The following is a 26,315-nucleotide window of genomic DNA, read 5'->3' on the forward strand; positions in this document are numbered from 1 at the left end:
CTATCAACCCAGCCCGCGCAGCGCTTCGACCAATTGTGCCTTGGTCATGCTGGAGCGCCCCTTGATGTCCTTGCTGCGGGCCTCTTTCATCAGGCTTTCCTTGGTCTGGGTCTCCAGGGAAGCGCCTGATGTGCGGGCATGGCCCTGACGGGTTTTGGCGGCACGCCTGGCAGAGTCGGAACGCGCGGTGCTTTTTTCGCCGGGCGTGGTCTTCTTGCCTGAGCCGCCAGCTTTCTCGCCACCCCCAGACTGCTTGTTGACGGTAGCCCAAGCACGCGCCTCGGCCTCATCCTTGGAGACCCCCTTCTGCTCGTAGCTTTCTTCTATATGCTCAGCCTTGCGTTTCTGCTTTTCGGTGTATTTGGCTTTGTCTCCACGTGGCATGGCATTCACTCCTGCGGCAGTTTGCTAGGTGGGGTTGGGCGGCGAAGGCCCGTCATCCGTTTGGACGAGGCTTGCTGGCGGATGTTCAGCCTGATACGCCGCTGTGCCTCGGTTGCCTGCACAAAGCGAAGCCAATCAAACTTTTTCATGCCCATGGGCTCTTTTGAAAGACATACCTTCACGCGGGAGCAAGCCATGAAGCACACCGATCGCAACAACGGCGACAGCGCGGACAAAGTCCCTCGCCCGATATCCTCTGAGCACGCCCAACAAGGCGAGCCATCGCCCGACCCTGTGCTGGAGCGGCCGGACCCCGACACCGAAGCCGTGGACAAAGTGATCACGCCGACGTCGATCAAGGAACAGCAGGCGCAGACCGAGGCCATCAAGCGGCGCCTGGCTGAGGTCGAAACCAAAAACCGGCGATAACGGAGCTGCCCACCCGCCAGCCGACAGGACGCGCCATGACGACCCACGCCCTGCAACCACCCGCCGGCGCCTGTGCGCAGGAGCGCTTCTACCGCACCGACATACCGGCCCGGCTCGACCGGCTGCCGTGGACGCGCTTTCATACCCTGCTGGTCATGGCGCTGGGCATCACCTGGCTGCTCGACGGCCTTGAAGTGACCTTGGCCGGTTCGGTGGCGGGTGCGCTCAAGGCCAGCCCGGCCCTGGCAATGACCAATACCCAGATCGGCCTGGCAGGGGCGGCCTACATCGCCGGTGCCGTACTGGGTGCATTGCTGTTCGGCTGGCTCACCGACCGCCTGGGACGGCGCAAGCTGTTCTTCATTACGCTGTTGCTGTACATCGGCGCAACGGCGGCCACGGCCTTCGCCTGGGACCTGTGGAGTTTTCTGCTGTTTCGCTTTCTCACCGGGGCCGGCATCGGCGGTGAGTACACCGCCATCAATTCGACCATCCAGGAATTCACCCCGGCGCGCTATCGCGGCTGGGTCGACCTGACCATCAATGGTACGTTCTGGCTCGGTGCCGCACTGGGCGCGGTGGGCGCAGTGATCCTGCTCGACCCAGCGGTGCTTGGCGGTGAACTGGGCTGGCGCCTGTGTTTCGGCATCGGCGCCGCGCTGGGTTTGCTGATCCTGCTGATGCGCCTGTGGATACCCGAAAGCCCACGCTGGTTGATGATTCACAACCAGCCTGAAGAGGCCGAACGCATCGTCGCCAGTATCGAACGCCATTACCACCAGCGCGGCATCGCCATTCCCCCGCTGCAAACCCCTGCCCTGCAGCTGCGCGCGCGCGACCATACGCCACTGCGCGAGGTGTTCCACAGCCTGTTCAGGGTGCACCGGCGGCGGGCACTGGTGGGGCTGACGCTGCTGACCGCCCAGGCCTTTTTCTACAACGCGATCTTCTTCACCTATGCCTTGGTGCTGACCGACTTCTACGACGTGCCGCCTGCCCAGGTGGGCTGGTACATACTGCCGTTCGCCCTGGGCAATTTCTGCGGGCCGTTGCTGCTGGGCCGGCTGTTCGACGTGGTCGGGCGGCGCATCATGATCAGCTCCACGTACCTGCTGTCCGGCCTGTTGCTGGCGGTCAGCGGTTACCTGTTCCAGCAGCAACTGATCGATGTGACCGAGCAGACCATCGCCTGGATGGTGATTTTCTTTTTTGCCTCGGCAGCCGCCAGTTCGGCCTACCTGACCGTGGCTGAAACCTTCCCGCTGGAGATCCGTGCGCTGGCGATTGCCGTATTCTATGCCTTTGGCACGGGGCTTGGTGGCTTGATCGGCCCGACCTTGTTCGGCGCGCTGATCGAGACCGGCGAGCGCCTGAATGTCCTGTACGGCTACCTGATCGGCGCGGCGTTGATGATTATCGCGGCACTGGCCCAGGCGCTGTGGGGCGTGGCGGCAGAGCGACAGCCACTTGAACACGTAGCCAGGCCCCTGTCGCAAGTGAGCGACACCTGACCCATTCGGAGACTTTATGCTGCGCGCGTTTGAACAACGGCTCGACCCCTTCCCACCCGACGAGGCGCCCCCACCCCCGGTTGGCCTGCTGCGCTTCCTGTGGGCCTGCACGCGAGGCGCGCGCGGCTATGTGCTGGCCCTGGCGCTGCTCAGCGCCGGGGTGTCGATCTACGAAGCCTGGCTGTTTTCCTTTCTGGGGCAGGTCGTCGACCTGCTCTCGGCCTGGCAGGCGGGCGGCGCTGCCGATGGGCAGGAAACCCGGGTGTTGTGGGGTATCGCCATCGTATTGCTGACCAGCATCGGCCTGGTGGCGCTGCGCACGATGGTTCAGCACCAGGTACTGGCGATCAACCTGCCACTGCGACTGCGTTGGGACTTCCACCGGCTGATGCTGCGCCAGAGCCTGTCGTTCTTCTCTGACGAGTTTTCTGGCCGGGTTACCACCAAAGTGATGCAGACGGCGCTGGCGGTGCGCGAAGTGCTGTTCACCGTCATCGAGATCGCCCCGGGCATCGGCGTGTATTTCATCGCGATCATCGCCCTGGCCGGCGGCTTCGACCTGAAACTGATGCTGCCTTTCATTGCCTGGGTCGCGTTGTTCGGGCTGGCCATGCTGTACTTCGTGCCGCGCCTGGGCCAGGTGGGGCAGGAGCAGGCCCACGCGCGTTCCTCGATGACCGGGCGAGTGTCGGACGCCTACACCAATATCACCACGGTCAAGCTGTTTTCGCACTCCAAGCGGGAAGCGCATTTCGCGCGGGCCGCAATGGAAGACTTCAAGCTCACCGGCTTTCGCCAGATGCGCCTGGTCAGCCAGTTCGAGATCGTCAACCAGGCGCTGGTGGTCGGCCTGATCGCTGGCGCGGGTGGCTACGCCCTGTGGCTCTGGCACCAGGGCGAAGTCGGCACTGGCGCGGTTGCCGCGATCACCGCCATGGCACTGCGGGTCAACGGCATGTCGCACTGGATCATGTGGCAGATGACCTCGCTGTTCGAGAACATCGGCACCGTGCAGGATGGCATGCAGACCCTCACGCGCGGCCCGAAAGTGCAGGATGCGCCGAACGCCGGGGTGCTCAAGACCACGGGCGGGGCGGTGGACTTCGACAACGTCAGCTTCAACTACAACGGCGAACGCCAGGTGCTCGACGGGCTGACGCTGCACATTCGCCCAGGCGAAAAAGTCGGCCTGGTGGGGCGCTCCGGTGCGGGTAAATCCACGCTGATCAACTTGCTGCTGCGCTTCTACGACGTGGACAGCGGCGAAATTCGCATCGATGGGCAGAACATTGCCAAGGTTACCCAGGACAGCCTGCGCAGCGCCATCGGCATGGTCACGCAGGACACGTCCCTGCTGCACCGCTCCATCCGCGACAACATCGCCTACGGTCGCCCCGATGCGACCGAGCAACAGATCCGCCACGCCGCGGCCAACGCCCAGGCCGATGCATTCATCGAGCAGCTCAGCGACCGGCAAGGCCACAGCGGCTACGACACCTTGGTGGGTGAACGCGGCATCAAGCTTTCGGGTGGCCAGCGTCAACGCATCGCCATCGCCCGGGTCATGCTCAAGAACGCCCCGATCCTGCTGCTCGATGAAGCCACCAGCGCGCTGGATTCGGAAGTCGAGGTCGCCATCCAGGAAAGCCTCAATGAAATGATGCAGGGCAAGACGGTCATCGCCATCGCCCACCGACTGTCGACGATCGCCGCCATGGACCGGCTCATCGTCATGGACCAGGGGCGCATCATCGAACAGGGAACCCACAGCGAACTGCTCGCCAGGAACGGCACCTATGCCCGGCTGTGGCAGCACCAGAGCGGTGGCTTCCTGGGTGAGGATCAGGGTGTTGCCGAGGCCGTGGAGTAAGCCATGGGCCATTCACGCATTGCCCTTGCCCTGGCGCTGACGCTGGCGGCCAGTGCCCCTGCGCTCGCCGAGCAGCCGTTACGCCTGCAACAGCTCAAACGCTGCGGCGACTTGATGGACAGCCAGCAGCAAACCTGGTGCCTGCGCGTGCAGGGGCTTGGCCAGGCCACGCCGCAGCTGCTGCTCAACGGCAACGCAGTGGCTCCGGCGCGTATCCAGCGCCAGGGTGACACCCTGCGCCTGCAACTGGACAGCACGGCGGTGCGAAGCGGCCCGCTGTGGTTGCAGGACGGCCCGCGTGCCAGCAACGCCGCCTGGCTTACCCTGCGCAACAACCATGTGCTGGCCGCAGGGCCCAAGGAGGTGGCCAAGAACATGGATGGCCTGACCACCTATGTCGATCTGGTCAGCGTGTTGATCGAAGAGGACCACGACGGCCGCCAGGAGGCCGAACGCTTGGCGCGCAAATACGGGGCCACGGTGGTTGGCAGCATCGCTGCGCTGAACCTTTATCAGCTGCGCCTGCCCGCCCGGGACCTGGTGCAGCGCGACGCGCTGGTATTGCGCCTGGGTGGTGAAACCAGCGTGGATGCGGTGGTGGTGGAGGAATCAGCGGCTGAAGAGGCAGAGCACGCCGCCCGCGAGGCGCCGGGGACCCGCAAGCCTGCGCAAGACTCGGACGAGTGGGCTGCCAACCGCTTTCTCGATGCGGTGCACTACTACCAGCGGCGCATCCCGGGCCGCCAGGCACCGGTGCTGCCCACCCCCATCCGGGTCGGCGTGATCGAACGCAACGTCGACTTCGACAGCGCAGACTTCGCCGACTACCTGGGCGCCTGCGAGGGGCGCCGCACCTGCGTCTATGCCCAGGATGCCGGCAAGCCGGACAACCACGGCACGACCGTGGCCGGCATTCTCGCCGCCGCCTGGGATGACGGGGGCAATACCGGCTTCCTGAAGGGGCTGGACAAGGCGGCAGGTGGCTTCGAGGTGATCGTCGAGCGCAACTCCGATGCCGGCATCACCGCCAACATTGCCGCATCGGTGAACCTGGTCGAGGACGGCGTGCGCGTACTCAACTGGAGTTGGGGCATTCACCGCGTCGGGGCGCGCAACGTGCAAGGCGACGAAGTGGACTCACTGCTGCGCTCCGGGATTGCCATGGGCGGCTATGAAGAGCTGCTCGAGGAGTTCTTTCTCTGGCTGCGCAAGGCCCATCCGGACGTGGTGGTGGTCAACTCGGCCGGCAACGGCGCCTCGTTCTCGGGCACCGACGAATACCGCCTGCCCTCCTCCTTCATCACCGAACAACTGCTGGTGGTGGGTGGCCATCAACGTAGCGGGCAGGCGTCAGTCCCCGTCGAGTCGCCAAACTATGCCGTCAAGCGCAGCACCTCGAACGTAGACATGCGCGTCGACATCACCGCCGCAGCCTGCGCCCACGCCTCTACCCCACAGGCAGGCCAACCCGGCGCGGTGCATTGCGGCACGTCCTATGCAACCCCGATGGTCACAGGCCTGGTGGCGGCAATGCTGTCGATCAACCCGCAGTTGCAGCCCGAGCAGTTACGCATGCTGCTGCGCCGTAGCGCCATGACCATTGGCAGCAACCACGACTTCGAACGAGAGGACGCCGAAGACCTCACCGCGCCGATCCTGCCGTCGGAGCGCAACTTTCAGTTGCACGACCAGGACGTGGGGCGTTCGGCGCGGCTGGACATGCAAAAAGCCCTGGAGCTTTCGGTGCAAAGCCTTGAGCGGGTGCGCTGAACAGCGTCCAGAACCTCCGCGCTCACGGCCTCGGTCAGGGAGCCTTTTTCTCCACATCCCTGGGGGGCTTGGCCGGCCCCTGGGGATCGACCTGCGGGTCGTCCAGGTCCGGTGAGTCCGGGTCGAAGCCCAGGTCATCCTGGCTGTCGGCGTGGTCGGACGAGTGCGGCCCCTTGTCTCGCGCGGTTCGTTGCGCGGTGGAATCATGCGCCGTACCGTTCGAGCCGTCTGGCCGATGGGCATCATTGTCCCGCTCTACTTCCCCTTGGCCCTGGGCCTGGCCTGCTTTCTCAGGCGCTTGCGTGGTTTGCGTCTTCATTGCCCCTCCTGAACCTTTGGCGTGATACAGCACTGGCTGCCCCACGGGGGCAGCTGCTGTAACAGAGGAAGCCTGGAGGCCTGATAAAGTTCACCTGGCCATCGCTGCGCCGGGATGGGCGGCCAGCACGGCGGCTGACAACGTCGCGCTAATCGAAGATGGCCACTGCCCGGACGAACCCCGCGGACGCCTGGCGGATCTTGTAGGGGAAACAACTGACCATGAAACCGTAGGCCGGGAGCTGATCCAGGTTGGCCAGTTTCTCCATCTGCCCATAGCCGATGTCACGGCCGGCCTTGTGGCCTTCCCAGATAATCGATGCATCGCCTGTGGCACTGAAACGTTCACGGGTGTACTTGAACGGCGCATCCCAGCTCCAGGCATCGGTGCCGACCACCCTTACCCCCCGCTCCAACAGGTAAAGCGTCGCTTCGCGGCCCATGCCCACCCCGGCTTCCAGGTAGCCCGGCTGGCCAAACAGGCTGCCTGCGCGGGTATTGACCAGCACGATGTCCAGCGGCTGCAGTTGATGGCCGATGCGGGCAAGTTCGGCTTCCACCTGCGTCGCCGTCACCACGTGCCCATCGGGCAGGTGGCGAAAATCCAGCTTCACACCCGGCTGCAAGCACCACTCCAACGGCAGCTCATCGATGCCGAAGGCCCGCTCACCGCCATTGGTGGTGGACGCATAATGCCAGGGCGCGTCCATGTGCGTGCCGCTGTGGGTCGTGATCTGCAACCGTTCAGCTGCCCACGACTCATCACCGGGCAGGTCTTCCTTGCGCAGGCCCGGGAACATCGCGGCCATTTCCGGCCAGCCCTGCTGGTGGTCCATGTAGTCGATCTTTGGCAGCAAAGGCGGTGGGTCGGTGTAGGGGTTGTTGTCCAGGGTGACGGAAAGGTCCAGCAGGCGACGCTTGTTCACATTCATGCACAGATTCCTTTACGGGTTGCCGCGGTGCCGCGGCGCGGTGGCAGATCAAGGGCGTTGCGCAGCAGGCCAAGCACTGAGCCGTCATGGCAGAAACCCAGCTTGCGAGCTTGGGTTGTACGCATGGCCGGATAACGACCGAACAGCGCCTCGAACTGTGGCTCGGGCTCGAAGCTGATGCAGGCGCGGTTCTCTTCGCCCAGGCTGGCCTGCAGCCCGGCAAGCACCTGGGCGATCGTCAGGTGCAGCACCGGTAGCTGCCAGACACGACGGTCACCCGGGGCTTGCAGTTCGGCGGCATGCAGCAGGTTGTCCACGCAGCAGCGGGCCGACATCCACCAGGCGCTGGCTTGAGGGGAAACCGGGCATGTGTAGGGCTCACCGGCTGCGTAGGCGTGCAGCAAGTCGCTCATGAACGCCGAGCGAAGGCCGTTCGGCTCGCGCGGCCGGGCGACGATGCCGGGCAGGCGCAGCGCGCGGCCATCCACCTCGCCGCGACGCGCGAGGTCCTGCAGTGCGATTTCCACCATGCGTTTGTGGGCCGCGTAGGACAGTTGCGGCGAACAGGGTTGGTCCTCATCCATGCGCAAGGGCAGATCGCCGCCGTACACCGCGACACTGCTGGCGTACACCAGCACGGGCGGTCGCCTTGGGTTGCGCAACTGGTCGAGCAGCTCCAGGCTGCCCTGCAGGTTGACCTGGTAACCCAGCTCGTACTGCGCTTCTGCGGCCCCCCCGGGCAGGCTGGCCAGGTGGAACACCACATCCACACCATCGGCCAGCGCCCGGCGCAACAACGCAGGGTCGGTGACACTGCCGTAATGGCGGCGTAACCGCGCATCGTCGGGCAGCCCGTCCAGTTGCCGGTCCAGTATCAGTAACGCCTCGATGGGCCGCCCACGTATCTCGCCGGCCTCCAGCAGGCGCATTACCAGTTGGCGCCCGACAAAGCCGTTGGCCCCGGTGACCATTACGCGCATTGCCAACCTCCCGGCACCACACGCTGGTCGATGGCACCGAACAGCACCTCGCCTGCACTACCCCGTGCTTCCATGCGCACGCGGTCGCCAAAGCGCATGAAGGCCGTGCGCGGTGCACCGTGGGCGATAGTTTCAATGGCACGGCGCTCCGCGATGCACGCCGACCCTACAGAACGGTCCGCGTTGGACACGGTACCCGAGCCGATCAAGCTACCCGCGCTAAGGCGCCGGGTCAGCGCCGCGTGAGCGATCAGTTGGTGGAAGCCGAAATGCATGGCCCCGCCATGTGGGTGGCCGAACCATTCGCCGTTCCACGCCACGTTCAGCGGCAGGTGCACGCGGCCGTCGCACCAGGCGCCGCCGAGTTCGTCCGGGGTCACCGCCACCGGAGCGAAGCTGGTGGCGGGCTTGGCCTGGACAAAGCCGAAGCCGGTCTTCATCTCCCTGGGCGCCAGGGCGCGCAAGCTGACGTCATTCAGTTGCAGTACCAGCCGCACATGCTGCAAGGCGCGTTCCGGCGGGCAGCCCATGGGCACGTCATCCACCAGCACCGCGAACTCGCCCTCGAAATCGATGCCGTGGGCTTCGCTGGGCAAGGGAATGTCCGCCCGCGGCCCCAAAAAGTCGTCGCTGGCCCCTTGGTAGATCAGCGGAATGTGCTCCACACCCTCGATGGGGTCCAGGTTGAAGGCTTTCTGCATCAGCTCGCCGTGGCTGAGGAACGATGAAGCGTCCAGCCACTGCCTGGCCTGGGGCAGCGGCGCGGCGAGCTGTGCCAGGTCAAGGTCGAACGCACCCGCGGCCTGGCCGGCGTTGAGCTGCGCATACAACTGCTGCAGGCCGCCCTCGACCTGCGCCCAGTCGTCCAGGGCAGCCTGCAACGTAGCGGCGATTGGGCTGGCCTGGACCGCTCGCTGCAGGTCGCGGGCAACCACCAGCAGGCGGCCATCGCGGCTACCGTCATTGAGTGTGGCCAGCTTCATGGCAGCACCTCCTTGAGCTGCTCGGCGTAACGGCCGTCGAGCAGGATGAATACCATGCGCGCCATCTGCTCGGTGCGGTTGCTCCAGGCGTGGTTGGTGCCGCGCTGCACGACGATGTCACCGCGCTTGAGGTGTACCTCGTCGCCGTCCAGCACCAGCCACACCTCACCTTCAGTGACGATCCCGTAATCCAGGGTCTCTGTGCGGTGCATCAGCTTGTGCTTTGAATCGGCGTTACCCGTGCCGGCATGCGCTTCGCCGATTTCGGCGAAGGCAGCCGCTGCCTGCTCAGCGCTGACCTGGTTCTGCAGGCTGTCCGGCGGGATATCCACCACGCGGATCACACTGCCCGATGGGGCGGGGCTCAATTGCAGGGGCCGGGCGGTCGGGTCGTCGCCATTGTCCAGCAGCGCGGGGCTGCTGGCACTGTTCCACACTTCGTAGAACACCGTGCCTGGCACCGCTTTGAGCGCGAAGTCATGTGCCGTGGGGCCACAACTGGCCACCACCGCCTGGCCCTGAGGATCGTGGCCGGTGACGACGCGTTTGAAGGTCGGAAGTGACTGCATGTTGTCTCCTGTCAATTACCGTGGCCAGTGCCAGGGCCGGCACCTGGGCCTGTGTTGCAAAGCTGATCGCTCACAGCGCACCCACTGCGCCCGCGCCACGGGCGCGCCGCAACAACAGCAGGCACAGCGGCGCCAGGACCAGTTGGCTGAGCGCAACCAGCAGCAACGCCTGCGGCAGCTGCGGCGGCGCGCCGCCAGTCAGCGCGAGCACCAGCAGCGGGCTGATGAATTCACCGGCGAAGATCGCGGCGGTGAACCCGCCCGTGGCCCGGCCGCGCTGGTCGAAACCGACGTGCTGCATGACCTGGCTGATGAGGCTGGGCAGCAGCAGGCCAACGCCCAGGCCATTGACCAGCACGGCCACCACCACGACTGCGTGGCTGGTGGAAAGCGCCATCAGGCCACCGCCAAGCCCCGCCGTGGCAAACCCCAGCGCCAGCAGGCGCCCCGCTGGCTGGCTGGCCAGCAAGCGGAAGGCCAGTGCCCCGGCCAGCACGCCGAGTTGGTTGGCGCCCATGGTCAGGCCCACCTGCTGTGGTGCATCCACATGCAGCAGTTGCAGCAGGTAGCCGACTTGCACCGGAACGATGAACAGGCTCACACCCGCCAGGCCGGTCAGCAGGTAGATAGGCGCCAGGGCGGCCCAGGGAAAGCGTGAAGCCTGGCCATGTCGAGGTTCGACACGGCGCGCCTGCGGTTCCCATAACAGCCACGCCATCAGCGGCAGGCACAGCATGCCTACGGCATACAGCGCGAACGGCGTACGCCAACCGTTTTCACCCAGTGCTCCGCCCAGGCCCATGAACAGGGCGGCTGACAGCGAGGTGGCCACCATTTGCAGGGCAAACAGCCGCTCCCGGCGTTGGCCCTCGAAGTAGTCCCCCATCAGTGTGGTGCAGCAGGTCATGATGCCGGCTTCGGCCAGGCCGATGCCGGCGCGGCTGGCGATGATCAGGCCAAGGGAGTCCAGCCACAGCGGCAGCACCCCACAGAGGCTGTAAAGCAGCATGCTGGCCAGCAGCAGAGCCCGCCGGCCGACACGGTCCGCCAGCATGCCAGCCCAAGGTGCCGCGAGGGCAATCACCAGTGCGGGCAAGGTCAGCACAATCGGTACCAGCACCGCCACGCCGGGCGCTGCGCTGAAATGCAGCTGCATGCGTGGCAGCACAGGGGCGATCAGCACGGCCCCCAGCACCGGCAGGCAGCTGCCGAACAGCAATAACAGCGCCTGCGCACTGCCGGGCGTACGTTCAGCGGCCATGGCTCACCTCCTCCAGCGAATGCAGTCGCGCGCCGCGCGGGGTCAATTCAGCACCGGGTTGGCGCTGTTGCGACAAAGGCTCATGAGCGGGCAACACCGGCTCCACCGGCGAACGCACCTGGCCTTGCGGCAGCAGGAAGTAGGCCAGTGCCGGCAGCAGGACCAGCGCCCCGACCATGTTCCACACAAACATGAAGGCCAGCAGCACGCCCATGTCCGCCTGGAACTTGATCGGCGAGAAGATCCAGGTACCCACCGCGATGGCCAGGGTCACGCCCGTCAGCATCACCACCTTGCCGGTGAACAGCAGCGCGCGGTAATACGCCTGGGAAAGGCTCGCCCCCTGTCGCAGCTGCGCCAGCACGATGCTCATCACATACAGCGCGTAGTCCACACCGATGCCGACGCCGAGCGCGATCACCGGCAACGTCGCCACCTTCACGCCGATGCCCAACGCCACCATCAACGCCTCACACAGGATCGAGGTGAGCACCAGCGGCAACACCGCGCAAAGCACCGCACGCCAGGAGCGGAAGGTCACCAGGCAAAGCAGGATGACGGCCCCGTACACCCACCAGAGCATGTCGCGGTTGGCCTGTTTCACCACCTGGTTGGTGGCAGCCTCGATGCCGGCGCTCCCGGCAGCGAGCAGGAAGGTAGCCTGCTCGCTGTCGTTGCCCTGGGCAAAGGCCTGGACGCTGTCCACCACCCGCGCAAGGGTGTCGGCCTTGTGGTCGGTGAGGTAGGCGTAGAGTGTGAGCAGGCTGCAGTCATCGTTGTACAGGCCGCGCGGGGCGTTGGCGGTGACCATGTTCAGGGTCGCCTGGTTGTTCACCAGCTCGTACCATTTGGGGCTGCCTTCAGAGAGGCCAACCAGTACCCGGCGGTTGAGCAGCGCCAATGAGTTGGTCGAGTCGACGCCCGGCAGGCCACGCAACTGCCAGTCGAGGTCGTCCACGCGCTTGAGGGTATCGTAGGCCGAACAACCGCCAGCGGGCGTGCGCACCATCACCGCAAACACGTCACTGCTGGCACCGTAGTGCTCAGTGATGAACGCGTTGTCGCGGTTGTAACGCGAATCGGCACGCAACTCGGGGGCGCCAGCATCCAGGTCACCCACTTTCAGGTGCAGGCTCACGGCGAAACCGCCCGCGGCCATCAGTAGCGCCAGTGCAATGCACCACGCAGCCCAGCGGCGGCGGGTGAAGTGGTCCAGCAGGCGCCACATCGCGTGCTTCTGCGCCCCGCTCGCCTGCGCCTGTTCGGCGCGCAGGCTACGGCGCGCACCTCGGGCGCTGACCCCGACATAGGAAAGCAGCACCGGCAGCAGGATCAGGTTGGTGAAGATCAGCACCGCCACGCCGAGGCTGGCGATGACGGCAAGGTCCTGGATCACCTGGATACGGATGATCATCAGCACCGCGAAGCCCACCGCATCGCACAGCAGTGCAGTGAGCCCGGCCAGGAACAGCCGGCGGAAGGTGAAGCGCGCCGCCACCAAGCGGTGCATGCCGCGGCCGATGTCCTGCATGATGCCGTTCATCTTCTGTGCGCCATGGCTCATGCCGATGGCGAACACCAGAAACGGCACCAGCACCGAGTACGGGTCCAGTTCGTACCCCAGCAGCGGCAGCAGGCCCATTTGCCAGACCACTGCCACCAGTGAGCAGGTCACCACCAGCGCCGTGCTGCGCGCACACCGGGTGTACCAGTAGAGCACCACAGCGGTGATGGCGATGGCTGCGGCGAAGAACAGCAGGATCTGCCTCAAGCCATCGATCAGGTCGCCGACGACCTTGGCGAAGCCGGTGATGTGAATCTGCACGCCCTGCTGCTGGAAGCGTTCACGCAGGCTTTCCAGTTCGCTGGCGAAGGCGTTGTAGTCAAGCGCCTTGCCGTCCGGTGTCGTTTCCAGCAGCGGCACGTAGACGATGCTCGAACGCTGGTCGAAGGCCACCAACTGGCCGATCTCGTTGGAACGTTCGACGTTGCGCTTGAGCGCCTCGAGGCTCGCGGGGCCGCCGTCGTAGCCGTCGGGGATCACAGGGCCGCCTTCCAGGCCCTCCTCGGTCACCCCGGCCCAGCGGGTGGAGGGGGTCCAAAGCGACTTCATCGCCGCACGGTCGACGCCCGGCAGCAGGTACACCGCGTCGTTGAGTTGCTGCAGGCTGTGCAGGTAATCCTTGTCGTAGATGCTGCCACTGGGGTTGGCCACGGCGATGCGCACCGCGTTGCCCAGCCCGGCAAGTTCCTGGCGGTGTTCCAGGTAGTTGTGGACGAATGGGTGGTCGCGGGCAATCGTCTTCTCGAAGCTGGCGTTGAGCGTCAGGCGCGTGGCCTGCCAGCCAAGCAGCACGGTCGCGGCCAGGCACAGCAGCAGGACCAACGCCCGATGGTTGAACAGTGCACGTTCCAGCAGCGACCCGGACATGTTGTCGAAGTCATCGAGACGGCCGCTGCAAGGCGCCGGCGGATTCATGGCATGCATGGCTCAGTCCTTCGTGAAAGAGGAAGAAGAAGGCGCCAGGCGGCGTGCACCGGCCATGCCGACGGCGACGATGGCACCGTCGGCGGCAGTGGTGGCGGCAGTCAGTGGCAGGCCATCGGAGACCGGCACGGGGTGCGCGGCAAAGTCGCTCAGGCTGCTGTGCAGCAACATCCCGGTCTGGTTGGCCAGCAATACCTGATCACCGGCGACGCGGATGGCGTTGAGCGAAGCAGCAATCGGGTTGACCAGCGCCTGGAAACTTGCACCGCCGTCATCGGAGGCGAACAACGAACCGCGCAACCCGCCGACCAGCAGCCGTCCATTGGGCAGCACGCTGGCAGCGAAGTAGCTGCCCTCATAAGGGCCTTGCAAAGCCTCGAAATGAGCCCCGCCATCACGCGAACGCAGCAACAGGCCCTGCTCGCCAGCGACGTACAGGTCAGCGCCCTGGCGGGCCAGGGCATACAGGTGCAGGCCGCGGCGGTTGGGCAGCAGGCCCATGGCGGACTGCCAACTACGCCCGCCGTCGGCCGTGATCATGGCCAGCCCGTAGGCACCCACCACCAGGCCGTGCTGCGCATCGGCGAAGCTCAGCGCCAGCAGGGGCTTGTCGGCGCCGTCGGCCAGCAGCCGCTGTGCGGCGGCCAGGCGGCGCTGATCCGCAGAGGCCTCGGCTGCCTGTAACTCCAGGGCCGCGGCGCGCTTGCCATCGAGCTGCAAGGCCCAGTGCTCGCCACCGTCCTCGCTGCGCAGCACGACGCCAGCGTGGCCCACCGCCCAGCCGTTGCGCGCATCGACGAACTGCACCGCGGTCAGGCTGACGCTCACTGGCACGGTCGTGGCCTGGCGCCAAGCCTTGCCATTGTCGTCCGAAAGCAGCACCACGCCACGTTCGCCCACCGCCACCAGGCGCGCGCCGGCACGGGCCACATCCTGCAGCACCGCTCGCAAGGCCTGGTGGCCATGCACTGCGGGCTGCGAGAGCACATCCACACTGCCGCCGGCGTAGGCCGGAGGCAGCGTGCAACAGGCGGCCAGCAGCCAGCCCTGGAGCATTTTGTTCATCGCACGCAACCTTTTGTTCTTGTAGTCGATACGGCCCAGGTGCAATGCGCCTGCTCAGCGCACGCCCTCACCCGCCATGGCATCGGCGGTGAACACCGAGTCCTTGTAGGGCGGCACGATGCGGTACTGCTCCTGCTTGCCGGCAAACAGGTCGCCAGCGAACCATGCGCCGGACAACAGGTCGTAGAAGCCGTTGGTCAGGGTCACCACGCCTGGAAGGTCAGGCAGCACCACCGGCGAGGTCCAGACCACCTTGGCCAACTGGTTGCGCGCGTCGTATCGCTCGCCCAGCACGGCTGCCCAGGTGTCTTCGTCCAGGTAGTAGGTGCTCTTGGGCATCACGTGGCGCTGGCCCTGCTTGAGCGTCGCCTCCACCACCCACACCCGGTGCAGTTCCCAGCGGATGGCTTGTGGTTTGAGGTGGTGCGGGTCGAGCAGCGCTTCAGCGTTGGCGGCGGTGAACACCTTGTTGGCGTTGTAGGGGATGTACATCTCTTTTTTGCCCACCAGCTTCCAGTCAAAGCGGTCCAGGCGGCCGTTGAACACGTACAGCTCGTCGAAACTCATCACCCCTGCGGTGGCTGGCGTCGGTGTGTCGCAGCAGGCATTGGGCAGGCGGCGGACCCGGCGCTGCCCGGGCAGGTAGGTCCACACCGCGGCTTTGTCGGCATTGAGGTTTTCAAGGCCGGTGATGGCCTCGCCCGCCCGCAGCGGCGGCCCATCGTTGGTCATGCGGATCGAGAAGAACACACCCTTGTCACCACTGCCCCCAGGCAGATACCAGGGCATCTGCAGATCGGCGCGCGAATCGTTGGTCAGCACGTGCTTGCCGTCGGCGGTGGTCAGGTACTGGTTGAAACTGGCGTGCCATGAAGCCCCGCGCCAGCGCAGCAAGTGGTTCCACATGGCTTCCACGCCATTGGCCGGGATCGGGAACGGAATACCCCCGGAGGCGCCTTCGGGCATGGCGCCGGCAGGGCCGTCCACCAGCTTGCCGCTGGTGGCATTGGCGAAGGTGGCGTCGTACACCGATTGCGGTGCGGCTGCGCTGCGGTGGGTCGGGTAGACCTCCAGCCGGTAGCTGTCGGGGTACTTCTTCAGCATCGCCTGGATGCCTGGGGTCAGCTTGTCAGCGTACTGCGTCATGTTCTGCGCAGTGATGGTCAGCAGCGGCTTTTCAGCGGCGAACGGGTCACCCCGCTTGCCGCCGTCCTGGTAAGCGCTGTCGACTTGGGTGTAGCCGCCGGTCCAGGCCGGGATGCTGCCGTCGGCGTTGCCGGCACGCTCCCCGCCCAGTGGCGTCAGGGTGGTCTTGAGCGTTGCCGCCTGCTCGGGGGACACCGCGGCAAAAGCGCCGTGGGCGAGCAGCAGCGAGGCACTCAGGGCAGTGAACAGGGAAACGACTTTATTGTTGTGTTTCATCGGGTAGTCCTCGGTCAGAAGGTACGGCTGACGGTGAAGGCGATGAAGTCGCGGTCTTTGAGCGACTGTTCGAAGGTGTAGTTGTTGGCGGCATCGAGGAAGGTGTTTTCCGGGCCGTAGTAGTGCGTGTAGGTCAGGCCCAGGCTCCAGGTGTTGAGATAGTTGCCTTTCAGGCCGATGTTCAGGTCGCCGCCATGGTCGCTGCCAAAACCGGTACCCAAGGCCATCGAGGCACCGTTGGTGTAGCTCGCACCGATCGGCACGGAGAGGTCCAGGCCAGGGTAGATCTGCCGGTACATCGGCTCGAACACCAGGCGCAGGCTGGTGGCATCGCGGTCGGCGTTGGGGTCGACGGCGTCGGCGTTCTTGCTCACGCTCATCACCCGGTTCCAGGCTATCTCGCCCAGGAAACTCGACTCGGCGGCAATGAAGTTGGGCTCCAGGCTGGCCAGCCAGGAGACGTTGGCATGCAGGGTGCGGCCGGTGGCGTAAACCGGGTTGTCATCGTTGTCGATCGCCTCGTCCGTCGCCAGTGCATGCTGGTTGGTCGAGGCCAATGGCTGGTTCCAACGGGTGGACAGCTCGCCAGCGACGTTGAAGTTGCCCAGGGTGGTGGAAAAACTGCCGCCCAGTGCCTCGATGCCCTCCGGATACACCCAGTAGAACTCGCCGGCCTTGCCACTGACCGGGTCGAGGTTGGCGAAGTCGGGGCGTACGTTGAGCTGCGGCGACTTGTCGTGGAAGCGAATGGCGTAGAGCCCCCAGTCCACGGTTTCGCTGCGCCAGCGCAACTGCACACCGCCCTGCCCCGAGTCTTTGGCTTCCTTGTCGTTGCCGTGGTAGAAGGCCAGCGGCTGGCCGCCCGGGAACACCGGCGCGCCAACGAACATGCGCTCTGCGCCGTCGCCAAAGAAGTCGTCGGTGGAGAAATAGCTGCCAGCTGCCGGCAGGCGGTTGGCCTCCCACTCGAACTGGTAGTAGGCGCCAAGGGAGACATCCGGCGTCAGCTGCAACTGCCCGGAAATCTGCTGCACCGGGCGGATCAGCTCCTTGAACTGGGTGTTGGGCACCGACAGGCCCTTGACCACATCCACCGGGGCCATGCCCCCGGCGATGCCGTTCATGCCATAGAACAGGCTCTCGCCCCACTGCATGGCGTAACGGCCCAAACGGCCAGACACCGGCAGCCCACCGACCTCGGTCTTGCCAAAGATGAACGCGTCGAGCAACTCACCCTTGCGCCCGTGCAAGGTGCGGGTGTCATCGGTGAACTCATCGTAATCGACCGAATAGCTGTTGGCGCGGCTCGGGTCGCCGTTGTCGGTACCCTGGTTGTAGACATCGTCATACCAGGCCGCACCGCTGACCCGGGCGCCGACGTTGCCGTAGGTCACATCCAGCTCTGACAGCAGGTCCAGGCGGTTGGAAATCAGGCCTTTGTCGAAATTGCGGTCACCATCATCCAGGTTCAGGGCCGTCTGCCCTTCGGTGAGTTTGCTGCTGGCATCCTGGGTGCGCCAGGCGGCGCTGTACTTCAGGGTATTGTCCCAGCGCACCCGCAGGTCCGGGATGCCAGTGTCGAATTGCATGGCCTGGGCCTGGCTGGCCGCCAGGGCGAAAATCGCCAGGGTGATGGGTTTGAGCGGCGGCAACGGCCGGGCGGTTGCACCTTTGCGAGTCAACATCGGGGTTTCCTCTTTCTTGTTCTTGTGTCGGTGTTGGCATGCGCCACGGCGCGCCGGCAAGGCAGGGTGCGCCGGGCACAGGGATCAAATCGGCCGAGCGGTGACCTCAAGCATCTGCTTGACCAGGCCGATGCGGTCGAAGGACGGGTCCCGCTGGACCTCTTTCTCGCCCGCCATCAGCGACATGTCGCTGATGTACTTGCAGCGCTCGAACCGGCGCCCCATGAAGCACTGCAACTGCTCCTCCAGGCTGCCGCCGGCGGTCAGCGCCTCGGCCAGCACCACGGCGTCTTCGATGGCCATGCCCGCGCCCTGCCCCAGGTGCGGCGTGGCGGCATGGGCCGCATCCCCGATCAGCAGCACGCGGCCGCGATACCAGGGCTCGTCGACGAACACCGCTTCCAGTGGCTTGTAGACGACCTCTGCGCTGTCACAGACCTGTTCGCGCAGCTCACCGATCAGCCCGCCAAACCCCGCCAGGCGCTGGCGCAGGCCCGCGGCAAGCCCGGCCGGGTCCATCCACGGGTTGCCCGGTTCGTGGGAGGTGGTGAACAGGTACATCAGGTTGTCGGCCAGCGGCACCAGCCCAGCATTCCCCGAGGGGCCCTGGAAGTTGGCCAGGTGGTCGATACCGGCTGCGCGCGGGAAGTTGTGGCGCCACACCGACTGGCCGGTGAACCGCGGCTGATAGGCATCACCGAACAGCAAACCACGGATCTTCGAGTACAGCCCATCGGCGCCGACCATCAGCGCATAGCGCCCCTGGCGGCCATCGCTGAACAGCACGTCGATGCCAGTGGCATCCTGCTCGAAGCTCTCCACAGAGGTGCCCAGGCGTACCTGGGTACCGAGTTCGATGGCGGTTTCGCTCAGCACCTTGTGCAAGGCGCGGCGGGAGATGCCGACGTTGGCCGGGTACTGCGGGCCGGCCAGGCGCTGCCCCGGGATCCGCGCCAATGGGTGGCCTTCAGTGGTGTAGATGGCCACGTCTTCGAAGGCGTAGGCCGCGTTCAGGTAGGCGTCGAGCACCCCCAGGCGGTGCATCTCGCGCACCACGTTGCTCTGCTGGATGATGCCGACGCCGTAGACGGTCCACTCGGTCTTGAGTTCGACCAGGTCGACCGCTATCCCCTTGCGCCGCAGCGCGATGGCAGCGCACAGCCCGCCAATCCCGCCGCCCACGATCAGTACGTTGCTCACAGTATTCATGGCATCCCTCACGTCTTGTTCTTGTTGTTCGCCGCAGCGTGGGCGGCGGGCATGTCCTGTGCCTTGGGCACAGCTTCCCGGCAGTGCCGGGCTTTGACCAATCGAGTCCTGGGATGCGACCTATCACGCGGCGCGATACCTCAGGGGTGCAACTGTTCCAGCGGCACTACCAGCCAGCCGTCCACCTCACGGTGATCGAGCGCCTGCAGTGCATCGCCACGGCACGGGCCGTGCACGCAGGTGCCATCGTCAGGCCGAAAGCGCGCGCCATGGGCGTAGCAGACCACCCACTGGCCATCGGCACTGAGAAAGCGGTCCTTGCGGTACTCCAGCGGTACCCGCAGGTGCGGGCAAAGGTTGCGGTACACCCGCACGACCCCGCCGTGCCGGAGGGCGAACAGGCTGTCTGCCCCCCTGCTCTGCGGGTCGAAGCCGCGGGCCTTGCCCTCGCCCAGCTCCGCGAGCGGGCACAGCGCCACACCAGCCATTGCTCAGGCCTGTTTTGGCGGTGGGCCACCGGGCGCCCACTTCTCCCGCGCAGCGAAGAGGAACAGCTGCGAGTTGTCGGCCGACATCGGCGCCTGGCGCGCCGCCCACTGGTCGTCATGCTTGTCCATGTCGGCGTCGTACTCGATGTGGCAGCCCAGCGGGCTGTTGAAGTACCAGAACCAGTTCGAGCCCAGCAGGTGACGGCCTGGGCCCCAGAAACTGGTCCAGCCTTTTTGCTGGAAGCGATTGCCGGCCAGCAGCACTTCCGTGCCGCTGCCCATATGGAAGGTGAAATGCTCGCAGCCCTGCATGTGGGGCGGGGTCTGGATCATGAACAGGCAGTGGTGATCGTCCATGCCCGCGGTCCGCATGAACGGGCCGACGCCGATGAAGCTGTCGGTGGTGACGAAGCCCAGGCGGTCGCGATAGAAGGCTTCGCCTTTGGCCGCGTCCGGCACGAAGTACACCACATGGGACAGGGTGCGCGGCTGCGCTGGCATGTCCAGGGTGATGCCCAATTGGTTGAGTGGCCGCTGCGGCGTGCTGCCGGGCGCGTTGGTGAGGTCGGCCGGCGCCTGGAAGCTGCGCCTGCAGGTGACCTGGAAGGCGATGGCAAAGCCCAGGTCGTCGACACTGTGCAGCACGCCCTGCGCGTCACGGCGCACCTCGCGGTCGCGCCCCAGCTCGTCGGCGATGGCCTCGAGGTCCTGCGCCGCGGCGACGCCATACACGGTTTCACGCAGCGATGGGGTCGGGCCCAAGGCCGGCGGCAGGTGGGGATCATCGCCGCGACGGATGATGATCGCCGTGCCGTCGAGCGCTTCGAAACGGCCACCGTCGCCATCCAGTTGTACGGCTGACAGGCCGTAATCACGCAGGCAATCGGCGCAGGCCTGGATATCGTCGACGCCAAACACCAGTGCGTCGAGTCCAAGAATGTTCATGGCTACCACTCCATTGAAATTATTGTTCGGTGCCAGCCAGGGTCACCGGTAGCAGGTCGTGGCGGCGGGCTGGCCGCTCGACTGGAGGGCAGATTGCTGGCTGATCGGCCAGGCTGACCAATCGTGAGTCAGGATGCGAGGCATCGGTAAACGCGATACCTGTGCGCCAGCCCATGACGCCTGGCGTTGGCTCGGTTCAACGGCAGATTGGCCTTGACGTATCGGCGATGCGGCGGGAAGGTATCGCGAAAATAACTACAAGAACCGTGAGCTATCACCATGCGCTTTCACCACCTGGATCTGAACCTGTTGGTGGCACTGGATGTCCTGCTCGATGAGCAGAACATCACCCGTGCCGCTGAACGCCTGCACATGACGCAATCGGCCACCAGTGGCGTGCTGGGCCGCTTGCGAACGTTTTTCGAGGACGAACTGCTGGTGCAGGTGGGCCGCAAGATGCAGCCCACGCCCTATGCGCTGGAGCTGGCGCAGCCGGTGCGTGAGGTGCTGCTGACCATCCGCTCCTCGATTACCGCCAAGCCGGTGTTCGACCCGTCGAGCAGCAAACGGCACCTGCGCCTGGTGACCTCGGACTACCTGATCAGCGTGCTGTTCGCCCAGGTCATCCAGAAAATCCATCTTCAGGCGCCGCACATCACCTTCGAGATGATCAGCCCTGGCGACAACAGCGCCGAGCTTCTGATGCGCGGCGAAGTCGACATGATGATCGTGCCCGAGCGGTACCTCATCGAAGGTCACCCCTCCCAGCTGTTGTTCGAGGAAGATCACGTGTGCGTGGTCTGGCGCGACAACCCGCAGGTCGGCGACAGCCTGACGCTGGAGCAGTACATGCAGATGGGGCATATCTCGGTGGGCTTTGGCCGTAACCGGCACCTGAGCATCGAGGACTGGTTCATGAACCAGTACGGTTTCAACCGCCGCCTGGAAGTGATCACCAACGACTTCAACACCCTGCCGCAACTGCTGGTAGGCACCCCCCGTGTGGCCACCATGCACCGGCGCCTGGCGCAGCTGTATGCCCGCTATCTGCCCCTGCGGATCCTGCCGCCACCGGTGAAGATCCCGGTGATGCGCGAGTTCATGCTCTGGCACCGCAGCATGGACGGTGACCCCATGCACCGCTGGCTGCGTGAGCGCATCAGCGATTTCATCCAGCACCTCGACCAGCGACCTGAGGAGCTGCGGGCCAGCGCCTGACCGGCAGCCATCGTCCCGGCCGGCGCAATGTCGCCGGGGCATCGCGTTTGGCGATACCTCGCATCCCTGTTCACGATTGGCCCCTCCTCGCCCTGTCTGCGTAACTTGCCTTCGGACATCGCCTTGTGTGCCTGGCGCGATGCTCAGGCACCGGATTCAACGACCGCAGAAGGACAACAACAATGTTCCGCTACTTCCCCACCAACTATGTCTGGAACCTCTCGGTGGACCTGGCCATCGAAATGGGCGCCCGCCTGGGCGAGATCGAAGCCATGTGCGCGCCGCTGCAGGAGGCGGCGCGGCAACCTGACGCCGCCGGCACCCAGGCCTTTCGCGAAACCTGGTCGAAGATGGCCGACAAGCTCTGCGCCCTGGCCGAGGAAGACGAGGCCGCTGGCCGATGCCTGTCCGCTGGCGAAAAATACAACCGCGCCGCCACCTACTACCTGACCTGCGAACGCCTGCAGGCCCATGGTGCGCCGGGGCGCGAGGCGCTGTACCAGCGTTTCCTGCAGACCTTCGCCCGCGGCATCGAGCTGTCGCGGGAAAACTGCGAGCGGGTGCAAATCCCCTACGAAGGCCAGTATCTGAGTGGCCTGCTGGTGCGCGCCGAAGGCACCACCGGCCCGGCGCCACTGCTGGTGCAGGTCAATGGGCTGGATTCGACCAAAGAAATGAAATATCGCGTCGGCCTGCCGGCGTGGCTGGCCAAACGTGGCGTTTCCTCGCTGATCATCGACCAACCCGGCACGGGCGAGGCGCTGCGCCTTCAAGGCCTGACCGCCCGTTACGACAGCGAACATTGGGCCAGCCGCGTGGTGGACTGGCTGGAAACCCGCCCGGAAGTCGACCCCAAGCGCATCGGTATGGAGGGGGTTTCGCTGGGGGGGTACTACTGCCCGCGAGCGGTGGCCTTCGAGCCGCGCTTTGCCTGCGGCGTGGTGTGGGGTGCCAACCACGACTGGCGCGACGTGCAGAAGCGGCGCCTGGAGAAGGAAGGCGACTTCCCGGTGCCGCATTACTGGGCGCACGTGTGCTGGGTCTGGGGCGCGAAGGACATGGACGAATTCATGACCATTGCCGAAAACGTGCACCTCGATGGCGTGCTCGACCGCATTCGCGTGCCCTTCCTGGTGACCCACGGTGAAAAGGACTCGCAGATTCCGCTCAAGTGGGCCCACCGCACCTACGAGCAACTGATCAACAGCCCCAAGCGCGAACTGAAGATCTTCACTGATCGCGAAGGCGGCGTGCAGCATTCAAGCTTCGACAACAGCATCAATGCCGGCCAGTACATCGCCGACTGGGTTGCCGAAACCCTTGGCGGGCATACCGCCTGAACCCTTGCGGGCGCGGGCGCCGGCGCAGCTATCGATGCCATCGATGGGTGGCCAACGACAGGATCTGATGGTGCCAGGCGCCGCAGGCACATAGCCTGCCGGAAACAACACGAGGAGTAGAGTCCGACCATGAGCGCCTTGCACCTTCACTGCGCCACCCTGTTCGACGGCGCCAGCCTTCAGGCACGCCAGCAACAGACGCTGATCATCGAAAACGGCGTGATACGCCATGTTGGCGCGACCGCCCAGGCACCGCGCCCAGTGCCCGGTGACCGCGAAGTACGCGGCGACTTCGTCATGCCGGGGCTGGTCGATGTGCACACTCACCTGGCGTTCGGCAACGCCCAGAGCGAAGAAGACATCGACATCTGGACCAGTGATGAATTCCGCGCCTTGCGCGGTATGTTCTTTGCCCAGCACGTACTGGCTGCCGGGGTCACCTCGATGGTCTGCCCGGGTGACAGCGGCCAGCTCAGCATCGCTGTGCGCAATACGGTCAACGCCGGGCTCTTCGAAGGCCCGCGCATTGCCGCAAGCAGCCGTGTGATCACCAACCGGCAAAGCCTCAACGACTGGTTTCCCAGCCGCGTCGGCGCCCCTGAATACTTCACCGCTGCGCTGGTTACCAGCCGCACCGAAGCCATCGCGCAGATCCGCAAGCAGGCCAAGGATGGCGTCGACCTGATCAAGATCGCCATGGACGGCACACACCGCCGCCCCAACGGGGAGATCATCGCGGCCTTCACCGCCGATGAAACCCGCGAAATGGTCGACGAGGCGCACCGCCTCGGCTGCCGGGTAGCCACTCACGCCTACGGCCGCGAAGCCGTGATGTACGCGGCCAAGGCAGGCGTGGATCTGGTGTTCCATGCCTTCTACATGGACGACGCCTGCATCGAAGCGCTGCTGGAGGCAGGCAGCGTACTGGCGCCCACCATGACCTTCCCGCAGAACACCGTAGATTTCTGCCAGCCCCACGACCCGGCAGTGACCACAGGCTACGCCGGCTACTGCGCCCGTACCCTGGAACTGGGCACGCCGGTGCTCAAGCGCGCCAAGGCCGCCGGTGTGCCGTTCGCCTGCGGCAGCGACAGCGGTTTTGCCGTTACCCCTTACGGTGAGTGGCATGCGCGTGAACTGGAGTTGCTGGTCACGCGCCTGGGTTTCACCCCGGCACAAGCGCTGCACGCGGCAACCAACGTCGGCGCACGCCTGATGCCGCGCGGTGAAACGCTCGGCACCCTGGAGCCAGGCAAGCAGGCCGACCTGTTGCTCCTCGACGGCTCGCCGCTCGATGACATCCGCATCCTGCAAGACCGCAACCGCCTGCAGGCGGTGTACAAGGCAGGCCAACCGGTACGCCTGCAACGCACCCCTTACAACCCCAAACAGGTCTCGGACTTCAACTCCCTGAAATGGACCGACCTCTACACCCGCGACCGTGTCGCCGAGCTTGGCAAATGGAGCCAGTGATCATGCAGGTGCTCGATTTCGAAACCGCCACGCGGCTTGCCGCGTCCACGCTGCGACATGCCCGGGCCTTGGGCATGCGGCCCCTGGCAGCCGCCGTGCTCGATGCGGCAGGCCACCCGCTGGCGCTGTTGCGCGATGAGCAGGCCAGCGCCTTGCGCCCGCAAATCGCCACCGCGAAAGCCAGCGGCTGCCTGGGTATGGGCTTCGGTGGCCGGGAGCTGGCACGCCGCGCTCAGGTGATGCCAGCGTTCTTCGACGCGATCAACAGCCTGACCCACGGCCACGTGATCCCGGTGCCCGGCGGTGTTCTGCTGCACAATGCCGAAGGCGCCTTGCTGGGGGCCATCGGCGTCAGCGGTGACACCTCTGACAATGATGAGCGCTGCGCCTTGCTGGCCATCGCAGAACTGGGCCTGGCGGCTGATACGGGCGACCCTCAGGCGTGATCGACCCCCGCCGCCTGCTCGGTGAGCACCTGCCGGAGCCAGCCCAGGGCCGGGTCGGATGCTTGTTGCGGGTGCCACTGCAGCACTTGCGCAACCACCGGGAAGGCGATGGGCGAAGGCAGTACCCGAAGCGCATGACGACGCGCCAGCGCTTGGGCCTGGCGCCGGAACAACGTCGCGATGCGCGGCGTACCGCTGACGAAGTCGCCCATCAGCGCGAAGCTTGGCACCGCCACGGCCACACGCCGCTCGATGCCGATATCGCGCAGGTGCTGGGTGTCGACCGAGAGGTTCTGGCCATCGGTGAACTCGCGCACGACATGCGCGGCCGCACAGAACTGAGCCAGGCCAAGGCCCGACTGGTAAGCCGCTTCGTGCGCACACACAACGCAGCACAGCTCATCTTCGAGCAACACTGAGTGGGGATAACGCAGGTTGATGCGCCGCTGAGGCACGATCACCAGATCGCTACGGCGGTAGTCCAGGGCCTCGGCCACCACGTCGCCGTCACGCGACACCGGCAGGTCGCGAACCACCAGCGATATGCCGGGGGCCACGCGGTCCAGCACACGGCTGAGGGCAGGCATGACGGTGGCCGCCACATAGTCCGATGCCACCAGGGTGAAGCGCCGCTCACAGCGGCCGGGATCGAAACCCAGGGACGTCTCGACCACCTCCCCGACCAGGCTCAGCGCCTCGCGCACCTTGGGTGCCAGCTGCCGCGCCAGGGCACTGGGCTCAAGGCCGCGCCCGAGGGGTATCAGCAGGGGGTCCTGAAAGTGCTCGCGCAGGCGCCCCAACGCAGCGCTGGTGGCAGACTGGCCAAGGTTGAGGCGCTGCGCCGCCCGGCTGACGCTGCACTCATCGAGCAGCACATCCAGGGCGACCAGCAGGTTCAGATCGAGACGTCGGTAGCGCATGGGCAACTTATACCCGACAGCGGTACGCTCACGGTGCGGGTTTCGCGCTACCAGGTATCGCCAACGGCGATACCTCAGGCCACACCGCCGCTGACCCGCTCAGGCCTTGCCGATCTCCGGCGCCAGCATCCATTCGGCGCTGTCGTTCCACACATCCATGCGCACGATCTTGCCCGCCTTCACTTCGAAACGGTCCAGGTAACGGTTGCCGGAAAAGCTGCGGCCATCCGGCCACTGCCCGTACAGGGTGCCATTGGAATACACCACGGTGTGGTCCTCGCGCTCACACCAGTCGAACTGCCCCAGTTGCTTCTTCACCCAGGTGTAACGCGCGCCATTGAACGCGGTGATGTCGGCCGGGGTGGGCATCGCGCGGCCGCCGGTAAAGGTAATGCGCACGTCGTCGCTCATGAACGTGGCAGCGCGCACCGGGTCGGGGGCCATGGAAGCAGCGAGGAAGTCGCGAACGATCTGTACGGCGCTGTTGCTTTCGGTCATTGCAAGTCTCCGAGGGTGTCCAGAACGGGGCGCAGGCCCCGAGCGATGCCTTGATCCAGTGCACGCGAGGGCGCTGAAGCCGAAGGCGCAAGCCCCAAAACACGGGGTGCC

Annotated in this window: 23 protein-coding genes and 1 pseudogene; 8 read left to right on the forward strand and 16 right to left on the reverse strand. The window is 65.5% G+C overall.

Annotated elements, in window-relative coordinates:
- Positions 1-3: 3 nt before the first annotated feature.
- Entirely contained in the window at positions 4-384 is a 381-nt protein-coding gene (locus tag ACIPZC_RS04580; protein WP_400625139.1) for a termination factor Rho, read from the reverse strand.
- Between the two features lie 195 nt (positions 385-579).
- Between ACIPZC_RS04580 and ACIPZC_RS04585 the strand changes: the two genes are divergently transcribed.
- From ACIPZC_RS04585 to ACIPZC_RS04600, 4 genes are read left to right on the forward strand one after another with little or no spacing between them, the layout of a single operon-like run.
- Positions 580-813 (forward strand): hypothetical protein, encoded by a 234-nt coding sequence (locus ACIPZC_RS04585; protein ID WP_400625141.1) that lies wholly within the window; start codon positions 580-582, stop codon positions 811-813.
- 35 nt (positions 814-848) lie between these two features.
- Positions 849-2,324 (forward strand): MFS transporter, encoded by a 1,476-nt coding sequence (locus ACIPZC_RS04590; RefSeq protein WP_400625143.1) that lies wholly within the window; start codon positions 849-851, stop codon positions 2,322-2,324.
- Positions 2,325-2,340: 16 nt separating this feature from the next.
- Positions 2,341-4,194, forward strand: coding sequence for an ABC transporter ATP-binding protein (locus ACIPZC_RS04595; RefSeq protein WP_400625145.1), 1,854 nt, complete (start codon positions 2,341-2,343; stop codon positions 4,192-4,194).
- 3 nt (positions 4,195-4,197) lie between these two features.
- Positions 4,198-5,964: a S8/S53 family peptidase gene (locus tag ACIPZC_RS04600; RefSeq protein ID WP_400625147.1), complete on the forward strand. Its 1,767-nt coding sequence runs from the start codon at positions 4,198-4,200 to the stop codon at positions 5,962-5,964.
- 34 nt (positions 5,965-5,998) lie between these two features.
- Here the strand turns inward: ACIPZC_RS04600 and ACIPZC_RS04605 are convergent.
- From ACIPZC_RS04605 to ACIPZC_RS04665, 13 genes and pseudogenes are all read right to left on the reverse strand, one after another.
- Positions 5,999-6,145 (reverse strand): annotated as a pseudogene (locus ACIPZC_RS04605) (DUF6021 family protein); the annotation flags it as partial.
- Between the two features lie 286 nt (positions 6,146-6,431).
- Positions 6,432-7,214, reverse strand: a complete 783-nt coding sequence (locus ACIPZC_RS04610; protein ID WP_400625149.1) for a cyclase family protein — start codon at positions 7,212-7,214, stop codon at positions 6,432-6,434.
- Positions 7,211-8,194 carry an NAD-dependent epimerase/dehydratase family protein gene (locus ACIPZC_RS04615; protein WP_400625151.1) on the reverse strand — a complete coding sequence of 328 codons (984 nt, stop codon included), beginning with the start codon at positions 8,192-8,194 and terminating at the stop codon, positions 7,211-7,213. Before ACIPZC_RS04615 ends, ACIPZC_RS04610 begins: the two co-directional genes overlap by 4 nt.
- Positions 8,185-9,177: a fumarylacetoacetate hydrolase family protein gene (locus tag ACIPZC_RS04620; protein WP_400625153.1), complete on the reverse strand. Its 993-nt coding sequence runs from the start codon at positions 9,175-9,177 to the stop codon at positions 8,185-8,187. Before ACIPZC_RS04620 ends, ACIPZC_RS04615 begins: the two co-directional genes overlap by 10 nt.
- Positions 9,174-9,746, reverse strand: coding sequence for a cupin domain-containing protein (locus ACIPZC_RS04625; protein ID WP_400625155.1), 573 nt, complete (start codon positions 9,744-9,746; stop codon positions 9,174-9,176). Before ACIPZC_RS04625 ends, ACIPZC_RS04620 begins: the two co-directional genes overlap by 4 nt.
- Before the next feature lie 70 nt (positions 9,747-9,816).
- Entirely contained in the window at positions 9,817-11,007 is a 1,191-nt protein-coding gene (locus ACIPZC_RS04630) for an MFS transporter (RefSeq protein ID WP_400625157.1), read from the reverse strand.
- On the reverse strand, positions 10,997-13,495 hold the full coding sequence (locus tag ACIPZC_RS04635) for an RND family transporter (protein WP_400625159.1): 2,499 nt from the start codon (positions 13,493-13,495) through the stop codon (positions 10,997-10,999). The genes ACIPZC_RS04630 and ACIPZC_RS04635 overlap by 11 nt, the downstream gene beginning before the upstream one ends.
- A 3-nt stretch (positions 13,496-13,498) precedes the next feature.
- Positions 13,499-14,560 (reverse strand): WD40/YVTN/BNR-like repeat-containing protein, encoded by a 1,062-nt coding sequence (locus tag ACIPZC_RS04640; protein ID WP_400625161.1) that lies wholly within the window; start codon positions 14,558-14,560, stop codon positions 13,499-13,501.
- A 54-nt stretch (positions 14,561-14,614) separates the two neighbouring features.
- Entirely contained in the window at positions 14,615-15,982 is a 1,368-nt protein-coding gene (locus ACIPZC_RS04645) for a DUF1329 domain-containing protein (protein ID WP_400625163.1), read from the reverse strand.
- A 14-nt stretch (positions 15,983-15,996) separates the two neighbouring features.
- Positions 15,997-17,667, reverse strand: coding sequence for a DUF1302 domain-containing protein (locus ACIPZC_RS04650; RefSeq protein WP_400625164.1), 1,671 nt, complete (start codon positions 17,665-17,667; stop codon positions 15,997-15,999).
- An 84-nt stretch (positions 17,668-17,751) separates the two neighbouring features.
- Complete coding sequence (locus tag ACIPZC_RS04655; protein WP_400625166.1) at positions 17,752-18,876, reverse strand: FAD-dependent oxidoreductase; 1,125 nt, start codon at positions 18,874-18,876, stop codon at positions 17,752-17,754.
- A 140-nt stretch (positions 18,877-19,016) separates the two neighbouring features.
- Positions 19,017-19,364 carry a Rieske (2Fe-2S) protein gene (locus ACIPZC_RS04660; RefSeq protein ID WP_400625168.1) on the reverse strand — a complete coding sequence of 116 codons (348 nt, stop codon included), beginning with the start codon at positions 19,362-19,364 and terminating at the stop codon, positions 19,017-19,019.
- A gap of 3 nt (positions 19,365-19,367) precedes the next feature.
- A complete protein-coding gene (locus tag ACIPZC_RS04665; RefSeq protein ID WP_267823100.1) occupies positions 19,368-20,309 on the reverse strand; it encodes a VOC family protein in 942 nt (313 codons plus the stop codon).
- Positions 20,310-20,588: 279 nt separating this feature from the next.
- On the opposite strand from ACIPZC_RS04665, the gene ACIPZC_RS04670 reads away from it, so the two are divergent.
- The 4 genes from ACIPZC_RS04670 (at position 20,589) to ACIPZC_RS04685 (ending at position 24,786) form a co-directional block, all read left to right on the forward strand.
- Positions 20,589-21,527 (forward strand): LysR family transcriptional regulator, encoded by a 939-nt coding sequence (locus ACIPZC_RS04670; protein WP_400625170.1) that lies wholly within the window; start codon positions 20,589-20,591, stop codon positions 21,525-21,527.
- Positions 21,528-21,709: 182 nt separating this feature from the next.
- The gene (locus ACIPZC_RS04675) at positions 21,710-22,867 is read left to right on the forward strand and encodes an alpha/beta hydrolase family protein (RefSeq protein WP_400625172.1); all 1,158 of its coding nucleotides are present in this window, start codon (positions 21,710-21,712) and stop codon (positions 22,865-22,867) included.
- 129 nt (positions 22,868-22,996) lie between these two features.
- Positions 22,997-24,340, forward strand: coding sequence for an amidohydrolase family protein (locus ACIPZC_RS04680; RefSeq protein ID WP_400625174.1), 1,344 nt, complete (start codon positions 22,997-22,999; stop codon positions 24,338-24,340).
- A gap of 2 nt (positions 24,341-24,342) precedes the next feature.
- Positions 24,343-24,786 carry a heme-binding protein gene (locus ACIPZC_RS04685; RefSeq protein ID WP_400625779.1) on the forward strand — a complete coding sequence of 148 codons (444 nt, stop codon included), beginning with the start codon at positions 24,343-24,345 and terminating at the stop codon, positions 24,784-24,786.
- Here ACIPZC_RS04685 and ACIPZC_RS04690 read toward each other — a convergent pair.
- A complete protein-coding gene (locus ACIPZC_RS04690; RefSeq protein ID WP_400625176.1) occupies positions 24,777-25,706 on the reverse strand; it encodes a LysR family transcriptional regulator in 930 nt (309 codons plus the stop codon). The genes ACIPZC_RS04685 and ACIPZC_RS04690 overlap by 10 nt on opposite strands.
- Before the next feature lie 99 nt (positions 25,707-25,805).
- Positions 25,806-26,204, reverse strand: coding sequence for a nuclear transport factor 2 family protein (locus ACIPZC_RS04695; protein ID WP_241805894.1), 399 nt, complete (start codon positions 26,202-26,204; stop codon positions 25,806-25,808).
- Positions 26,205-26,315: the final 111 nt, after the last annotated feature.

It is taken from the genome of Pseudomonas sp. NPDC089743, assembly GCF_044748785.1.
Classification (GTDB): Bacteria; Pseudomonadota; Gammaproteobacteria; order Pseudomonadales; family Pseudomonadaceae; genus Aquipseudomonas; species Aquipseudomonas putida_X.

What these genes read in the sequence shown, in the direction of transcription:
- ACIPZC_RS04580 (WP_400625139.1), bottom strand. Translation starts at nt 384, where the DNA reads ATGCCACGTGGAGACAAAGCCAAATACACCGAAAAGCAGAAACGCAAG.
- ACIPZC_RS04585 (WP_400625141.1), top strand. Translation starts at nt 580, where the DNA reads ATGAAGCACACCGATCGCAACAACGGCGACAGCGCGGACAAAGTCCCT.
- ACIPZC_RS04590 (WP_400625143.1), top strand. Translation starts at nt 849, where the DNA reads ATGACGACCCACGCCCTGCAACCACCCGCCGGCGCCTGTGCGCAGGAG.
- ACIPZC_RS04595 (WP_400625145.1), top strand. Translation starts at nt 2,341, where the DNA reads ATGCTGCGCGCGTTTGAACAACGGCTCGACCCCTTCCCACCCGACGAG.
- ACIPZC_RS04600 (WP_400625147.1), top strand. Translation starts at nt 4,198, where the DNA reads ATGGGCCATTCACGCATTGCCCTTGCCCTGGCGCTGACGCTGGCGGCC.
- ACIPZC_RS04610 (WP_400625149.1), bottom strand. Translation starts at nt 7,214, where the DNA reads ATGAATGTGAACAAGCGTCGCCTGCTGGACCTTTCCGTCACCCTGGAC.
- ACIPZC_RS04615 (WP_400625151.1), bottom strand. Translation starts at nt 8,194, where the DNA reads ATGCGCGTAATGGTCACCGGGGCCAACGGCTTTGTCGGGCGCCAACTG.
- ACIPZC_RS04620 (WP_400625153.1), bottom strand. Translation starts at nt 9,177, where the DNA reads ATGAAGCTGGCCACACTCAATGACGGTAGCCGCGATGGCCGCCTGCTG.
- ACIPZC_RS04625 (WP_400625155.1), bottom strand. Translation starts at nt 9,746, where the DNA reads ATGCAGTCACTTCCGACCTTCAAACGCGTCGTCACCGGCCACGATCCT.
- ACIPZC_RS04630 (WP_400625157.1), bottom strand. Translation starts at nt 11,007, where the DNA reads ATGGCCGCTGAACGTACGCCCGGCAGTGCGCAGGCGCTGTTATTGCTG.
- ACIPZC_RS04635 (WP_400625159.1), bottom strand. Translation starts at nt 13,495, where the DNA reads ATGCATGCCATGAATCCGCCGGCGCCTTGCAGCGGCCGTCTCGATGAC.
- ACIPZC_RS04640 (WP_400625161.1), bottom strand. Translation starts at nt 14,560, where the DNA reads ATGAACAAAATGCTCCAGGGCTGGCTGCTGGCCGCCTGTTGCACGCTG.
- ACIPZC_RS04645 (WP_400625163.1), bottom strand. Translation starts at nt 15,982, where the DNA reads ATGAAACACAACAATAAAGTCGTTTCCCTGTTCACTGCCCTGAGTGCC.
- ACIPZC_RS04650 (WP_400625164.1), bottom strand. Translation starts at nt 17,667, where the DNA reads ATGTTGACTCGCAAAGGTGCAACCGCCCGGCCGTTGCCGCCGCTCAAA.
- ACIPZC_RS04655 (WP_400625166.1), bottom strand. Translation starts at nt 18,876, where the DNA reads ATGAATACTGTGAGCAACGTACTGATCGTGGGCGGCGGGATTGGCGGG.
- ACIPZC_RS04660 (WP_400625168.1), bottom strand. Translation starts at nt 19,364, where the DNA reads ATGGCTGGTGTGGCGCTGTGCCCGCTCGCGGAGCTGGGCGAGGGCAAG.
- ACIPZC_RS04665 (WP_267823100.1), bottom strand. Translation starts at nt 20,309, where the DNA reads ATGAACATTCTTGGACTCGACGCACTGGTGTTTGGCGTCGACGATATC.
- ACIPZC_RS04670 (WP_400625170.1), top strand. Translation starts at nt 20,589, where the DNA reads ATGCGCTTTCACCACCTGGATCTGAACCTGTTGGTGGCACTGGATGTC.
- ACIPZC_RS04675 (WP_400625172.1), top strand. Translation starts at nt 21,710, where the DNA reads ATGTTCCGCTACTTCCCCACCAACTATGTCTGGAACCTCTCGGTGGAC.
- ACIPZC_RS04680 (WP_400625174.1), top strand. Translation starts at nt 22,997, where the DNA reads ATGAGCGCCTTGCACCTTCACTGCGCCACCCTGTTCGACGGCGCCAGC.
- ACIPZC_RS04685 (WP_400625779.1), top strand. Translation starts at nt 24,343, where the DNA reads ATGCAGGTGCTCGATTTCGAAACCGCCACGCGGCTTGCCGCGTCCACG.
- ACIPZC_RS04690 (WP_400625176.1), bottom strand. Translation starts at nt 25,706, where the DNA reads ATGCGCTACCGACGTCTCGATCTGAACCTGCTGGTCGCCCTGGATGTG.
- ACIPZC_RS04695 (WP_241805894.1), bottom strand. Translation starts at nt 26,204, where the DNA reads ATGACCGAAAGCAACAGCGCCGTACAGATCGTTCGCGACTTCCTCGCT.